Source organism: Pseudomonadota bacterium, from assembly GCA_036339585.1.
In the GTDB taxonomy this organism is placed as follows: Bacteria; Pseudomonadota; Alphaproteobacteria; order UBA8366; family UBA8366; genus UBA8366.
Genome location: JAYZAS010000001.1, coordinates 312,514 through 326,659 on the forward strand (window position 1 = coordinate 312,514; position 14,146 = coordinate 326,659).

Genomic DNA, 14,146 nt, shown 5'->3' on the forward strand with positions numbered 1-14,146 from the left:
CCACAATTTGAGTACTAAACCGCTGCTTTTTGGTCTTATCATCAGCAGAGTCTACTGATGGTCCAATAATTTTTTCATTTAGAAGTTTGTTCACAACCATTTTTTGCCACCATCTTCGATTCACACTTTTTGAAATGCCCGCTGGAAAGCTCGAAAAGAACAAAGGCCCCCTTGGATATCGAACTTTGGTATTTTTTGAGAGGGCGGTAATACAGTTAGGGAGGAAGATAGACCTGTCTTACCGCCCGCCCACGGGACAAGTTAGGTGGCTGCAGAAGCAATTGCTTCTTTAAAACTTATCGTCTTTGAACCTATCTTTTTGGCATACTTGTCGGCTTCATACTTCCGCAAAAATGCCTTAAAAGATGTTTTTGTCGGAACATAAAAGGCCATTTTGCCAAACAGCTTCAAGCCTGTCACATCGTCGTAAACGTAAGTGGCGTTTAACTTTTGAGCAACAGATTGAAAGCTTCCAACTGCCTTCAAAAACTTATTCATATTTTTATATGTTTTGATCCCTTCTTTGGCGTGCCAGACTTCAGCCGGCAAACCCACGTGTGCCACTTTGGGATCATGCATCATTTTAACTTGCTTATTGTAATCTAAGTCCATTTCTTTAAAGGCTTGGCGAATATACTTATCCTGTATCCACGCCTTCAAATCCAATGGCGGGATTTGTTTTTCGCGTTCCAACACTCCGTGGTCAAATTTCAACGCCTTATACCATTCGTCTTTAATTGTTGGTTCTAATGTAAGATGACCACCCTTGCTGAAGTATAAATACTGAACTTCTTTTTCTATACCTGTCCATTTTTCCAGAAGTTCTGCAGCCCGCATCGGATCACTATCTACCCATTGCCCAGCCTCTATTACTGCTTTCAAGAAGGCTACGACTACCTCTGGATATTCGGTAGCGAGCTTCTTTCTGACGACTACTCCGTGTAAATACGGAATTCCAGCCTCACTACCATCGAAAATCTTTCTGCCTGTGCCTCTGAATTCCATCAATTCCGACCAAGGGCAAAAATCGGCGTGTGCATCAATCTTACCTTTAGCGATGTTCGCCGCGCCAACAGCTGGGCTTTGATTTTTAATTGTTATCTCCGAGGATTTTATTCCCGCATCCTGAAGAGCCTTTAATGTCATCCCCCAAGCAGCACTGCCGACAGGCACAGAGATCGATTTACCCTTCAATTCTTCAAAATTTTGAATTTTAGACTTTACTGGAACTACAACTGCGTTCCCGGATCCCTTTAGGTTGTAGCCAGTGCCCGCTACGTAAAGAGTTCTTAAACTCTTTGTCGCTTGGAACTTCGCCCCGTTTACAATTAATGGGTAATCACCCATAACCCCAATATTTAATTTGCTCGCGAGCATTTGGTTGGTAATCGGCCCTCCCGAACTATAATCTGCCCACTTTATATCATATTCTACACCTGCGTATTTACCGGTTTTAGGTAGGTGCTTTTCCAGTAATTTTAACTCTTTAACAATAATTCCCGCAGTATAGGTATCGGAACACATACTTTGATGGCCAATACCAATTTTTATGGTTTTCGCATCCACAGCAGTCGCGTAGCTAAACACCAATACAATTAATGCTAATATTGTTCCTCTTTTCATGAAATAGCTCTCCTCGCAATGATCGTTACCCTTCTAACGTCTCTTTGCGAAAGGGATGCCAACTCTCTAATACGGCGGGAAAAATTTTTAAACCATTGATAAATATCATTTTATATCCCTTAGGAAAAAGTTTACGTATACGCACAAGTCATCTAAAAGATTAAATATTAGGCAGCATAAAAATTATGATTATATTTTAACCAAATCCGTGGCACCAATTGAAGTACAACTAGGAAGTGAAGGAAATATCCTCACTGGACCTAGTTTATTGATGAATCAGTTAAGAGAAATTAAAAGATCTAATATGGGCTTACTTGCCCAATCTCTCTCACCAACTGCGCCGTAGACAATTTTTCCTCTGCCATCTACAACGTAGGTGGTGGGCATTCCGAGCAGTTGCCATCTGTCCCGAAGCGAGGAAGACGGATCAACAAGTATGGGAAAACTGAGCGTTTGATCGCTCAGAAATCGCCGAACGTGGTCTGCTTGCTCTCCCAGATTTATTGCGAGGACCACAACTCCATTTGGTTCAAGCACTTTGTATGCCCTTTGCAGAGCGGGGAGTTCGCGGCGACACGGTGCACACCAAGTTGCCCAAAAGTGGACGAGCATTGGTCGCCCCTGATACTGTCCTACCGTATGCAATTTACCTGATAGGTCGGTGATATCCAGAGCGGGTGCACTGGGAGGCTCTGGCATTCTGACGAGGCTGGCATTAGTACTGTTAATACTCAAAATTGGATTTATTTGCCAAAGCACAGCAATAAGCCCAAAAAAAACTACGCTGAGTACTTTTACCATCGCTGAACTCGAATTCCCAATTGCAAAGCATCCGTGTGCCCTCTGAAATTCTTAAAGTCAATTGGCCTGCCACTGCCGTCATGCGTCAGCCGTTTGATTTGTAGGGTTTGACTTTCTGCGCTTATTTGCAATTGTTAAGCAATCCTAAAACAAGTATCTTTCACACAGGATAGCAGATCTCCAATATCAACCGAATGCCCATGTAACTTTCTTACCGTAGAAGATGCAGTGATTTTACTAAAGGAAAGTACCTTGGATAAAACCTCAAAGCCTGTTTCTGATACAGTTTCTCCTAAGCTAAAAATCTGGTCTAGACTTTGAACCGTCGGACAATGTGCTACAGAACAGCTGTCAACCGTATGGCTCTCGATAAGGTTATCATTAGAAAGATACTCCATAGGCATGCAATAGGTCCTTCCCCATGGCCACCAAGACTTTATGTCTAACTCTTTATAAATGATCCGATTCCTTGGATTCCGGAATACAGCTTGGTAAAGCTCCATCCTGAAAGCTTTGCCCCGCGTTAGAAAACCAAGGCGCTGTAAAGCAGGGGTCGGGCATCACCCTCTTAAGTATCTTTCAAAACCGTATCTCATCTGGTCATGCAGCTTTTATCTGACTTATTGCCCAGCGAATGTTCTTGTTTACATCTGGGTCGGGATCGCCTTCTGCTTTTTCCAGATATGCAAGAGCGCTCGAATGCGCGATTTCTCCGAGAGCTGCTGCAGCCTCTTTCCTCAGATTGCTAATATCGTGCGAAAGCGACGGGGCTAAAGCGTGTACCGCACTCACAGCCTTTATTTGGCCCAAGCTACGAGCTGCTTTCACTCGGACCTGCCAATATGGATCTTCCAGTGCAGCAATCATTTCATTTGTAGCTGACTTTCCTTTTACACGGCCTAAAGTTTCCGCTGCGGCTTCACGAACAGACCAAACCTCATCAGAAAGTCCTTTCAGAAGTGCTTTTACCACCAAGTCTTCATCACAAAACGCCAAAGCACGAATAGCTGAGCGACGTACATCAGCACTCTCATCCTGAGTAACCTGGATAAGCGCTGGAAGCGCCGTTTTATCCTGCAGGTAGCCAATTACGGTTACAGCCTCCACTCGGACAGAAGCGTGATCATCGGCAAGCGCCTTCAATGCAACAGACAGGGATATAGGATTGCGAAGTTCACGTAACGCTCTGAGAACAGATGCGCGCACAAACATGCTATTACTACTAACGAAATCAACTAATGGAATTGCGCACTCCGGGTTTTTAAATTCGGCTAGGCTGTAAGCCGCTGCCTCGCGCGTCGCTTCGTCACTATCATCTAGCGCTTCGGCCAAACATTGCGCGGCTGCTGGATCGTCAAATGCCTCAAGTGCTCTAGCCGCTTCTAACCTAACTTCGGCGGCTTTATCATTAAAACAATTAATTAGAACGTTTAGGCTATTTGCATCGGTTTTTTCAGCGAGATCAAGAACTGCCACCTTACGAACCAAGGAGTCATCATCTTTTAAACGTACAAGTATATCTTCGAGGTCTGTCTCATCCTCCAACTCTTCAAAAATTGGCATCACGAGTCAACGCAGTAGATATGGCAAGCTGACATTAACTGCCCCAGTCGGGCAATCTGCTTCACAAGGCATGCAGTACCAGCATTCATCATACTTCATATAAGCCTTCTTAGTTTCTTCGTGGATACGCAACACATCCAATGGACAAACATCCACACAAACAGTGCAACCTTTATGGGCTATACACTTATCGTCGTCTACCGTCACCGGCACGGTGCTGGCTGAATGAGCTAATGGCATTTTACCCTCCTAAACACTAATGTTACTCAAGCAGAGACAGCGCCTACGCTTGGACACGCTGTTTGTCATAGGCATCCTTTTCAGCGTCATCAATTGGTACCACATAAGGATCTACCTGCCTCTTTTTTATGTCCATGTGTCCGTCCGCATTTTTGTAGAGCTGGCTAAAACAAAACCAATTTTCATTATCGCGTTCGGGGTAATCGAGATAGTTATGATATAAACCCCAACGGCTTTCCTTACGGAAAAGCGATGCACAAGCTGCCATGTCAGCACAGTCTAGTATCGAATGAGCTTCCAAAGCCCGCATCAACTCGTGAGAGTCACGAGCAGACATGTTCTTCATGTCTTCACGAATCTCAGCAAATCGCTCCTGTGCCAGCTGCATTTTGCGCGTCACTTTAGGTGGCTGCAAATAATCATTCACCAATCGGCGCGTTTTGTATTCCACCTGATTTGGAGGGATACCATCCTCGACTTTAGTCGGAGCCAAAACGCGCGTTTTCTCATTCTCCACCTGCTCTTCATCATATTCGGCAAAATCTACCTCTCCAGCATGATCAATTGCATCCTCTCCAGCAAACCATCCATTGGTAAAAGCTCCCAACATATAATTGTGTGGAACGCTTGCCATATCTCCAGCCGCGTAAAGACCCTGCACAGTCGTCCGTGCATTTTCATCTACAAAAACACCCGACGCACTGTGGCCTGAACAGAAACCAATCTCGGATATGTGCATTTCAATCATTTCGTGGCGATAATCAACCTTACGACCATGCTGAAACCTTCCCCGGGTAGGTCGCTCCACATTGTGAAGAGTGTTCTCGATTTCTTCGATGGTTTTTTCATGAAGATGGTCAAGTTTCAGAAAAACCGGACCCTTTCCCCCTTGCAGTTCATTGTAAAACTCTTGCATCATCATGCCGCTCCAATAGTCACATTCGATGAAGCGCATTCCCTCGCTATTGGCCGTGAATCCTCCGAATGGTCCTGCGACATACGCGCAAGCAGGCCCGTTGTAATCCTTGATTAGAGGGTTAATTTGATAACATTCGAGGTTAGAAAGCTCGGCCCCCGCATGATAAGCCATTGCATACCCGTCCCCGCTATTTGCCGCATTTTCGTAAGTGCCGTACAAGTAGCCGGAAGTGGGCAAGCCTAGTCGGCCGGCGGCTCCCATGCAAAGGATGACTGATTTGGCTCTGATCACCAAAAAAGTAGCATCACGGGTATTTACAGCGATAGCTCCCGCAATACGACCATCTTTACCAGTCAACAGACGTGTTGCCATAAAACGATTTGTCATCAATAAACGCGCTTTACGAAGTTGCCGATATAACGCCTTTTTGACCGTATCACCGTTCGGCATTGGTAGAACATAGGTGCCAATATGATGAACCTTTTTAACATCAAAGTTACCTGTCTCATCTTTCAAAAACCGAATGCCGAATGAGTCAAGCTCCTGTATCATTTCATAACAATTTTGAGCATATCGATAGACTGCCGCTTGATTTACTATTCCGTCGTTTGCAACAGTAATTTCCTTGGTATACTGCTCCGGTGTTGCATAGCCAGGTATCACAGAATTGTTTAATCCGTCCATGCCCATAGAGATAGCTCCGCTGCGTTTAACGTGAGCCTTCTCCAATAAAACAACTTTTGCCTCGGGATTCTTGCGTTTAGCTTTATACGCGGCCATCGGCCCTGCGGTGCCACCACCGATCACCAACACATCACAGTCGAAGGTCTCTGTCCCAGTGCCTATTTCATCCATAACCTTTCCCTTTTTTCCCTTGCCAAGGCGTGGCGAGACGCCGAATTCTATTTAACACTAACGCTTAACCTATCGAAAGCGCTCGCTCGCATGCCTTTTCCGCCACGCCACGCATTAGTCGTTCGTAACACAGTTCTCTCAGGTAGGACCAAGGGTATATTCCACGGTCGTGCCCATCAGAGAACACTAAGTTGATCGCATAAAGTCCTACAGAGCGTATTTCTGCAATTGTTAAATGCTCTGTTTTCAGCTCCTCAGCGCCGTCAATACGGGATCGTTTGGAACTAGCTGAATTACAGCGCTGCCGTAATAGCAGAGCAGATAACTCTACCTTATCCCCATCCGGCCAGCTGATAATGATTTTTGACTTATCCCGAGATAATTTGATTTCAGTTGGGGTCACGGTTGTTACTTCAAATTGTTAGCGTTCCGCATAAAATATTTTTTTTAAAAAGAAATGTAAGCAATTAATTGCCAGACGCTCAAGTATTTGGGACAACGTCTTGTTTTGTAGCAAGGGAGGTGGCCGAATCACTAACAGCAGTTGAATTATTAGTGCAAAAGAAACACTTAGTAGGCAGATAAAAAAACTACATCGAAGAGCGAATAATACGAATGCGACTTATAACACTTCTCATCACTCTATTTAACCTGATGCCTACCAAAGCAATTGAGGCGCGTGGTACAGCCTATCAATTCTCCTTCAAATCGATAGATGGCCGCGACTTGCCCCTCAAAGCATACAAAGGAAAGGTGATACTATTGGTTAATACGGCGTCACACTGTGGTTTCACATCTCAGTACAAATTATTGCAAGCCCTTTGGGAATCATATAAGGAGAAGGGATTGGTAGTTATTGCTGTACCATCCGGTAGTTTCGGCGGCCAAGAATTCGATACAAATGCAGAAATTAAGTCCTTCTGTGATGCTAATTATGGTCGAACATTTCCAATGACCGATAAGACTCCCGTTAGAGGTCAAAAACGCCATCCATTTTATGCTTGGGCGGAAACGCAACTCGGCAGCCTAGCTAAGCCGAGGTGGAACTTTCACAAATACCTGATCAATCGCGACGGCTTACTGATAGATTGGTTTTCTTCACCAACACAACCGACGTCTACAAAGGTGCGAAGAGCAATTGAAAGAAGCCTCGAAAAATGAACGCGCGCCAGCATCAAGACTAAAAATTGAAAGTCGGTTGATAATTGTCGGGTGCTGTAACCAAGTTTGCTCTTTTTGAGCGGCTCACTTTGCGTAACTTTCGGCTGCCGTGGCGTTTCAAAATTGCGTCAGCTTCCTCTCGGAAAAGAGGCTCTTTTCTAATTGCATATATTAGTTCTCTTGCCCTCTTAGCCGCAACAAGATGATCTATGATTGGGAGAGGATAGTCTTTACCGAGTTGTAATTGTAATGCCTCTTGCTCAAGCGGACCCATTCGCCAAGGTTCGTGTATATAGCTTTCTGGCACACCCGATAACTCTGGCACCCAATGCCGTATAAATTCCCCGTGAGGATCATGATCGCGCGATTGTTTGACGGGGTTGTATATTCTCACCGTATTTATGCCCGTCGTTCCGCTTTGCATCTGTATTTGGTTCCAATGTATGCCAGGCTCATAGTCATTAAAGTATCTTGCCAGATGAAGGCCGGGTTCACGCCAATGCAGCCATAGATGATACGATGCAAAGGAAGTAAGCATCGCGCGCATTCGGAAATTAATCCAACCGGTTGCCTTCAAAGAACGCATACAAGCATCTATGAAAGGAAAGCCAGTTTTTCCTGCAACCCAAGCATCAAAGAGGGTCTCATCAAACCCTCTATCACGTAATTTATCGAACCCTCTGTGAACATTTTGAAACTCATGTGACGGTGAATTTTCTAACTTTTGCATAAAGTGACAATGCCAATGCAACCTCCCAATAAAAGCGCTTATCGCACGGCCCCAGTCACCGCGTTCCTCACATGGCAATGATGCGATGTATTTTTGCCGATTCGAGGCAGCTTGGCTGACTTCCCTCAGAGAAACAGTGCCGTTAGACAGGTGAACTGAAAGCCTCGAACAGCTCGTTCCTGCGGTCAAAGGACTAGACATTTCCTTATGGTATCGTGCCCCACGGCAGTTGAGAAAGCTTTGCACAAGCGCTAAACCGCGCGACCGTTTCCCAAGTTGTGCGTCAAAGACCCCATCTGCTTTTAATCCAAGTATGCCAGGCTTTGGGATACAAACGGACTGCATTTTCTTTTTTACACTTTTCAGGCCGGCTGGTCGGGCCGATACAGGATATTGCATAAACTTATCCCAGCTCTTGCTCCATCTGGCTCTGTCTTTTAGGCCTCGCACAACACCGAACTGGGGATATTCATGCCAAGGAATACCCTCAGAGCGTGCCCATGCGGCAACGACAAGATCTCGGTTATAGGTCCAGCCATTGCCAGTCTCTTCGTGAGACCATAAGCCTCCAATACCTGTTTGCGCCTTAATTTCAGATAAAACATCAGTAACTACACCAATGCGTATAACAAGTGGGCTACCCAAGGCGGCTAGTTCACTCCGTAACTCTTGTAGGGCGTTCGAAGCAACCAACCATTGGCGGGCAGATTTATCGGCCTGTTTCCAAAGTTCTGGTTCTACGACATACAAAGGCAAGACGGGTCCAACCTTAGAAGCCATTAATAACGGCGCGTGATCCTTGGTACGAAGATCTCGTTTAAACCATACGATTTGGTTTTGCATGAAGCGGATCCTCAATGTTTTCTGTTTGCCAAGAGTACTATGAACGCCCCGCAACCGATGCATATACAATACTATAGCAACGGCAGATATTAGCTCTTGGATCACATTGACAAACGAAGTGGAAGTGACCTTTGAACCTTTTTCAGGCATTTACCAGTCTGCATCCATTGCCAGCTGCGGACAACAAGTGAACCTTAATCATCAAGGGGATAGATGCTCATCAAATACGTTACTTTTGATGCAACTTGTAGATGCTATCTAAAATGAATTTTTGTAGTAGGTAAATGTGGTGTCTTCCCCCAACAGAGGTAGAATGCTGTTGAGCTACATAATGAGTATCAGCAGTCCGCTGAGGAGCCAAATAAACATGTTTAGTGCCTGCAAGTAAAAGATACTTTCCGCATCACAAGAACCACACTGATCTAAATAAAATAGGATTACTGATGACAAAAAAATGGAAATACCAGATACGGATCTTTTTGAGTGAGGAGAGAGCAAAGCTTGCCCGCAAAGATCCAATTGACACTTCTTTTACCCGATTAAACAAAGTACTATCAAAGCATCAAGCTTGTCTCAAATGCCAATACGATGCTTTCTCAGAATATTGCGCGTTAGCCGAGGAATCAGGCGAAACTAATCAGCCGCTCTATAGATGGACAAAAGCAACTCTTGCTGACCCAAAAAAAGTAAAGAAATTCATGCAATCTTTTTCTTGTTATATAAAAGGCGATGAGATCTATGAAAAACACAAGGCAGATGCACTTGAGATTGATTTAGCACCTCTGGTTAATGAAGGTCTCATCGAAAGCCTGAAAAAACACGACTCAAATCCTTTAAAAAACCCGCAACCTCCATCGAAATTTACCATGTAACGTGAGGGTCGTTAGATATACAATGCAACCGGCCCAATATAGAAAAAATAGGTTTCCATTTATATTTTTGATGCGTGTTCTTATCCAGGATTAGTAAAAATTAATGCACAAAAGCATTCTTTCATTCGTTTCAACATAGATTTTTGAGAGCGCGCATTCCTTTTCTTCAAATTATAGCCACGCTTTTACATAATCATTTTTAATCTGAGAAACTGACCTCATGAGCAACGAATTCCCAAACTTCGACTTCGAAGTGTCGGACATAATAAAAACCAACAATGGGATACTTGAAGAAGATTGGAAAGTTTTACGCCGACTGAAAATACCCAACATGTTCAATCGACCGTCTGGCTCGAAAGTCAAGCGTGGGGTTGTGCTTGACGTCGAAGCCACTGGACTTTCCCTCGAAAACGATGATGTAATTCAGCTGGCAATGCTACCTTTTGAATATGACCCAGAAGATAATAGAATCACTAATGTCTGCAAAAAAATGTCATTCGAAGGGCTGCGGGAGCCCTGCACTTCAATATCGGAAGAGGCGAGTTTAGTTACTGGCATAACCGACCAAATGGTTCGTGGGAAAACGATAGATAATTATGCCGTAGATAATATTGTTAAAGACACGGACATCATTTTTGCTCACAACGCACAGTTTGATCGAGTAATGGTTGAAAAACATTGGCCGTGCTTCTCAAAAAAACCGTGGGCTTGTACTTTCCGCGCTGTTGATTGGCTCCGCGAAGGATATGCTGCCGGCAAGCTGGATTACATAGGAGCGCAATTTGGTTGGTTTTACGACAGCCACACAGCGTTAGCAGATTGTGAGGCGTGCTTAGCTATCCTGGCTCAAACCCTACCAAAATCAGGCAGGCCGGTTTTAGAGGTTGTTCGAGCAGCGGCTCAAAAAATCGAATACCTTATTTGCGCTTTCGATGCTCCATTCCACAAAAAGAACCTATTACGCGATCGAGGATACCGTTGGCGCCCAGCTGGACTCCCAAATGGAAGAGTATGGTGGACTGTATGCTCCGATGAGAAAAGCGAGATTAACTGGTTAAACTCGAATGTTTATGACACAGAACGGGAGATTGCACCCCGCAAGGTAACGGCATTCAATCGCTTCTCAAACCGTATGTGGGAGTTTTAAATTTCATATTTGTGCAGTAACCGTTATGAGTGACTAATGTTGTCAGATCCGCGAAATATGGTCAAAGAGCCGGCTCATGCTAATTTCTTATCCGGACTTTGCGGATATTTCTAACATTTCTTTGCCGAGCAATCGGAACTCTTCACCCCTAGTTGAAGTCTTTCGCCAAACAAGTCCAATTTTTCGAAAACCAGCTGACTTGACCAACGGAACTAGTGCTATGTTTAACCCTTTTGTAATGCCAGCATCAATTGCCATTTGGGGCAGTAGGGTCAAGCCAAGCCCCAACGAAACCATCTGCACTAACGTAAACATAGAAGTTGCTTCAAGTTTTCTACTTTTTGATTTGTCCACCAAACTACAAGCCTCCAAGGCATGACGCCTCAGACAATGTCCATCCTCAAGTAAAAGCAGTTTCTCATCAGCCAGTGTACTTGTTTTTACCGAATCACGGGTTGATAAACGGTGATCTCTCGGGCAAGCTAATACAAAACGATCCTCAAATAGGATTAACTCTTCCGCGTCCCCAATTTCAAATGGTAATGCTAGTAATAGAACATCTAACTCGCCATTATTGAGCTCACTTAATAGATGATCTGTAAAATTTTCCCTAAGGTACAATTCAAGCTTTGGGTGGCTTTGCTGTAAATCAGACAGAATATTTGGCAGCAGATATGGTCCTATGGTTGGTATGACACCCAAACGCACGGTACCTGTCAACGGAGTAATCGCCCCTTTTGCCATATCAACTAAATCTTCAGCACGACTCAGTACGTCTTTTGCTGCTCTAGATAAGCTTTCTCCAAAAGGCGTCATAATCACTTTTCTATTACTGCGCTCGGCGACCTGTATGCCTAGGACTTGCTCAAGATCACGTATGCCCAAACTCAAAGTTGATTGAGTCACATGACATGCTTCGGCAGCAAGGCCAAAATGGCGGTGAATACTCAACGCAGAAAGATACTGAAGTTGTTTTAATGTTGGCAAACGTCGCATGGAAAAAGCCTACTATAGTGATGAAATGTCGATTGATTTTTCCAATCAATATAATGAAAATAAGTTATTTTCAAATCATGCGCTTCTTGATCATTATGAAAAAAGTTATAACTATTATGTGATTTTGTAGTGTTACAAAACTTTCAGGCTTAATGAGGTAGCAAAAATGAATATGATCAACAAATCGATTCCAGAATTTACCGCTCAAATGTTTCATTCAGGCGAATTCAAGGAAGTGTCTTCCAATGACGTCAAGGGCAAATGGTCGATCTTTCTTTTTTATCCGGCAGACTTTACATTTGTTTGTCCAACCGAGCTAGAAGACATGGCAAAACAGTATGACGAACTGAAAGGTTTAGGCGTAGAGGTGTATGCCGTTTCGACGGACACACATTTTGTCCATAAGGCTTGGCATGATACTTCCGATGCCATCGGCACACTGAATTACCCAATGATTGGTGATCCAACAGGAGCCATAACACGGGGATTTGGAGTAATGATCGAGGAGGAGGGTGTTGCATTGAGAGGCACCTTCTTGGCAAACCCTGAGGGAATAATCAAAGTATGTGAGATTCACGACTTGGGCATTGGGCGTTCAGCCAAAGATATGGTCCGTAAAGTTAAAGCGGCCCAATATGTTGCGGATCATGATGGCGAAGTCTGCCCAGCAGCGTGGGAAGAGGGCGAGAAAACCTTAACGCCAAGCCTAGATCTTGTCGGCAAAATCTAGTCGACAAAGCACGCGTAGGTAGAAAATCATGGCGCACACGTCGCGGCTTTTTTGTCGGGGCGTGTGTGCTTTTTATCGCTTTATCAGGGGCAGTGGACACGGCATATGTTGACACAAGAAATTAAGGACGCACTTACGACCTATACTGCAGCAATGAAAAACGACTTAGTTTTTGTATTGCAAAAGGGTGTGCATGAGAAGCGTGAGGAATTATTAACATTCCTATCTGAGGTTGCCAGCACAAGTGAAAGGCTGTCTGTTGAAGAACGCGATTCCTCTAACACTCTGCGCGGACCAATCAGTTTTTTACTCGAGGTCGACGGACAGGAAACCGGGATTCAATTCTCCGGCATTCCAAGCGGGCACGAATTCAACTCTTTGATATTAGCGGTGCTCAATACCACTGGCACACCTAGTAAATTAGATGAGAGTCTCAAAACCCTCATCAAGGGTATCGACACTCCCCTTAAGTTTGAGGTATTTGTAAGTCTAAGCTGCCACAACTGCCCGGATGTTGTGCAAGCCCTCAATCAATTCAGCAGCTTAAACCCTCTGATCAGCTCTGAAATGATCGATGGGGGTCTATTTCCGAAGTTAGTGGAAGACCGGAATATTCAGGGGGTACCAACAGTTTTTCTCAATGGTGATATTTTTGCGAACGGAAAAATTGACCCCTCTACATTAGTCGATCGTTTGTTGGAACGAGTTCCCAGTGTTGAACCAATACACCTAAAATCCGAATTGCCATTACAGGATGTAACTATAATCGGCGGGGGTCCAGCTGGAGTTTCAGCGGCTATATATGCGGCACGTAAAGGGTTGAAGGTGACAGTCATTACAGACCGGCTTGGTGGCCAGCTTAAAGATACACTGGGGATAGAAAACTTTATCTCAGTCTCAAAAACAACGGGCCCAGACCTTACTTCCGACTTGCTCTCCCACATGCAAGATTATGAGATCACCTTAAAGGAGCATCTAAGAGTAACGAAGATAGATGACGGAGAGATAAAACTAATCCATATTTCATCCGGTGAGATAATTGAAACGAAAACAATTGTCATCGCTAGTGGCGCTAAATGGCGTGAACTAGGTTGCCCAGGGGAAAAAGAAAATATTGGAAACGGTGTTGCATACTGCCCACACTGCGATGGCCCCTTTTACAAAGGCAAGGATGTGGCAGTGGTCGGAGGGGGTAATTCTGGAATGGAGGCCGCACTCGATCTTGAGAATATTGTTAATTCAGTTACCGTCTTGGAGTTTTTGCCCGAATTAAAGGCTGATCAGATACTAGTTGACCAAGCTAGCACCAAAGAAAAAATCAGAATCATAAAAAATGCAGAAACAAAGCAAGTTCTAGCTGCTGATGGTAAGGTTACGGGCATTGAGTATATTGATCGTGACACGAAGAAGATTACAAAGTTAAATTTATCGGGTATTTTTGTTCAGATAGGATTAGTGCCAAATAGCGAATTTGCTAAGGACTTGGTAAAAACCACCAAGTGGGGCGAAATCGTCATTAACGACCGCTGTGAAACTAATGTTAAGGGAATTTTTGCTTGCGGAGATGTGACTACCGTCCCGTATAAGCAAATTGTAGTAGCAATGAGTGAGGGTTCAAAAGCTTCATTATCAGCATTCGATCATATGCTAAAGAACTAGCCTCTAT

General features: G+C 44.3%; 14 protein-coding genes. 5 read left to right on the plus strand and 9 right to left on the minus strand.

The annotated features are described in order from the left end of the window. Positions 1 to 261 precede the first annotated feature (261 nt). The 7 genes from VX941_01490 to VX941_01520 all read right to left on the minus strand — a co-directional run bounded on the left by VX941_01490 (position 262) and on the right by VX941_01520 (position 6,404). Positions 262 to 1,623 (minus strand): ABC transporter substrate-binding protein, encoded by a 1,362-nt coding sequence (locus VX941_01490; GenBank protein ID MEE2932081.1) that lies wholly within the window; start codon positions 1,621 to 1,623, stop codon positions 262 to 264. Positions 1,624 to 1,899: 276 nt separating this feature from the next. Further along, entirely contained in the window at positions 1,900 to 2,424 is a 525-nt protein-coding gene (locus VX941_01495) for a TlpA disulfide reductase family protein (GenBank protein ID MEE2932082.1), read from the minus strand. Positions 2,425 to 2,558: 134 nt separating this feature from the next. Beyond that, on the minus strand, positions 2,559 to 2,927 hold the full coding sequence (locus VX941_01500; protein ID MEE2932083.1) for a hypothetical protein: 369 nt from the start codon (positions 2,925 to 2,927) through the stop codon (positions 2,559 to 2,561). Between the two features lie 97 nt (positions 2,928 to 3,024). Beyond that, on the minus strand, positions 3,025 to 3,987 hold the full coding sequence (locus tag VX941_01505) for a HEAT repeat domain-containing protein (protein ID MEE2932084.1): 963 nt from the start codon (positions 3,985 to 3,987) through the stop codon (positions 3,025 to 3,027). A 6-nt stretch (positions 3,988 to 3,993) separates the two neighbouring features. Then, positions 3,994 to 4,227, minus strand: coding sequence for a ferredoxin family protein (locus VX941_01510; GenBank protein ID MEE2932085.1), 234 nt, complete (start codon positions 4,225 to 4,227; stop codon positions 3,994 to 3,996). A gap of 43 nt (positions 4,228 to 4,270) precedes the next feature. Continuing rightward, a complete protein-coding gene (locus tag VX941_01515) occupies positions 4,271 to 6,001 on the minus strand; it encodes a fumarate reductase/succinate dehydrogenase flavoprotein subunit (GenBank protein MEE2932086.1) in 1,731 nt (576 codons plus the stop codon). A gap of 64 nt (positions 6,002 to 6,065) precedes the next feature. Beyond that, entirely contained in the window at positions 6,066 to 6,404 is a 339-nt protein-coding gene (locus tag VX941_01520) for a gamma-butyrobetaine hydroxylase-like domain-containing protein (protein MEE2932087.1), read from the minus strand. Between the two features lie 212 nt (positions 6,405 to 6,616). Between VX941_01520 and VX941_01525 the strand changes: the two genes are divergently transcribed. Then, positions 6,617 to 7,162 carry a glutathione peroxidase gene (locus VX941_01525; GenBank protein MEE2932088.1) on the plus strand — a complete coding sequence of 182 codons (546 nt, stop codon included), beginning with the start codon at positions 6,617 to 6,619 and terminating at the stop codon, positions 7,160 to 7,162. A 19-nt stretch (positions 7,163 to 7,181) separates the two neighbouring features. On the opposite strand, the gene VX941_01530 is transcribed toward VX941_01525, so the two are convergent. Further along, positions 7,182 to 8,885 (minus strand): deoxyribodipyrimidine photo-lyase/cryptochrome family protein, encoded by a 1,704-nt coding sequence (locus tag VX941_01530; GenBank protein MEE2932089.1) that lies wholly within the window; start codon positions 8,883 to 8,885, stop codon positions 7,182 to 7,184. A 293-nt stretch (positions 8,886 to 9,178) separates the two neighbouring features. On the opposite strand from VX941_01530, the gene VX941_01535 reads away from it, so the two are divergent. Beyond that, positions 9,179 to 9,607, plus strand: a complete 429-nt coding sequence (locus VX941_01535; GenBank protein ID MEE2932090.1) for a hypothetical protein — start codon at positions 9,179 to 9,181, stop codon at positions 9,605 to 9,607. Positions 9,608 to 9,827: 220 nt separating this feature from the next. Continuing rightward, positions 9,828 to 10,754 (plus strand): 3'-5' exonuclease, encoded by a 927-nt coding sequence (locus VX941_01540; GenBank protein MEE2932091.1) that lies wholly within the window; start codon positions 9,828 to 9,830, stop codon positions 10,752 to 10,754. A gap of 87 nt (positions 10,755 to 10,841) precedes the next feature. Here the strand turns inward: VX941_01540 and VX941_01545 are convergent, their stop codons facing one another. Next, complete coding sequence (locus tag VX941_01545) at positions 10,842 to 11,750, minus strand: hydrogen peroxide-inducible genes activator (GenBank protein ID MEE2932092.1); 909 nt, start codon at positions 11,748 to 11,750, stop codon at positions 10,842 to 10,844. Between the two features lie 166 nt (positions 11,751 to 11,916). Between VX941_01545 and ahpC the strand changes: the two genes are divergently transcribed. Beyond that, entirely contained in the window at positions 11,917 to 12,480 is a 564-nt protein-coding gene (gene ahpC / locus VX941_01550; GenBank protein ID MEE2932093.1) for an alkyl hydroperoxide reductase subunit C, read from the plus strand. 105 nt (positions 12,481 to 12,585) lie between these two features. Beyond that, entirely contained in the window at positions 12,586 to 14,139 is a 1,554-nt protein-coding gene (ahpF, locus tag VX941_01555; GenBank protein MEE2932094.1) for an alkyl hydroperoxide reductase subunit F, read from the plus strand. Positions 14,140 to 14,146: the final 7 nt, after the last annotated feature.

Excerpts from the sequence above, each read along its gene's own strand:
- ahpC (MEE2932093.1), top strand. The coding sequence starts at position 11,917 with ATGAATATGATCAACAAATCGATTCCAGAATTTACCGCTCAAATGTTT.
- VX941_01530 (MEE2932089.1), bottom strand. The coding sequence starts at position 8,885 with ATGCCTGAAAAAGGTTCAAAGGTCACTTCCACTTCGTTTGTCAATGTG.
- VX941_01490 (MEE2932081.1), bottom strand. The coding sequence starts at position 1,623 with ATGAAAAGAGGAACAATATTAGCATTAATTGTATTGGTGTTTAGCTAC.
- VX941_01495 (MEE2932082.1), bottom strand. The coding sequence starts at position 2,424 with ATGGTAAAAGTACTCAGCGTAGTTTTTTTTGGGCTTATTGCTGTGCTT.
- VX941_01515 (MEE2932086.1), bottom strand. The coding sequence starts at position 6,001 with ATGGATGAAATAGGCACTGGGACAGAGACCTTCGACTGTGATGTGTTG.
- VX941_01540 (MEE2932091.1), top strand. The coding sequence starts at position 9,828 with ATGAGCAACGAATTCCCAAACTTCGACTTCGAAGTGTCGGACATAATA.
- VX941_01535 (MEE2932090.1), top strand. The coding sequence starts at position 9,179 with ATGACAAAAAAATGGAAATACCAGATACGGATCTTTTTGAGTGAGGAG.
- VX941_01505 (MEE2932084.1), bottom strand. The coding sequence starts at position 3,987 with ATGCCAATTTTTGAAGAGTTGGAGGATGAGACAGACCTCGAAGATATA.
- VX941_01525 (MEE2932088.1), top strand. The coding sequence starts at position 6,617 with ATGCGACTTATAACACTTCTCATCACTCTATTTAACCTGATGCCTACC.
- VX941_01545 (MEE2932092.1), bottom strand. The coding sequence starts at position 11,750 with ATGCGACGTTTGCCAACATTAAAACAACTTCAGTATCTTTCTGCGTTG.
- VX941_01500 (MEE2932083.1), bottom strand. The coding sequence starts at position 2,927 with ATGGAGCTTTACCAAGCTGTATTCCGGAATCCAAGGAATCGGATCATT.
- ahpF (MEE2932094.1), top strand. The coding sequence starts at position 12,586 with ATGTTGACACAAGAAATTAAGGACGCACTTACGACCTATACTGCAGCA.
- VX941_01510 (MEE2932085.1), bottom strand. The coding sequence starts at position 4,227 with ATGCCATTAGCTCATTCAGCCAGCACCGTGCCGGTGACGGTAGACGAC.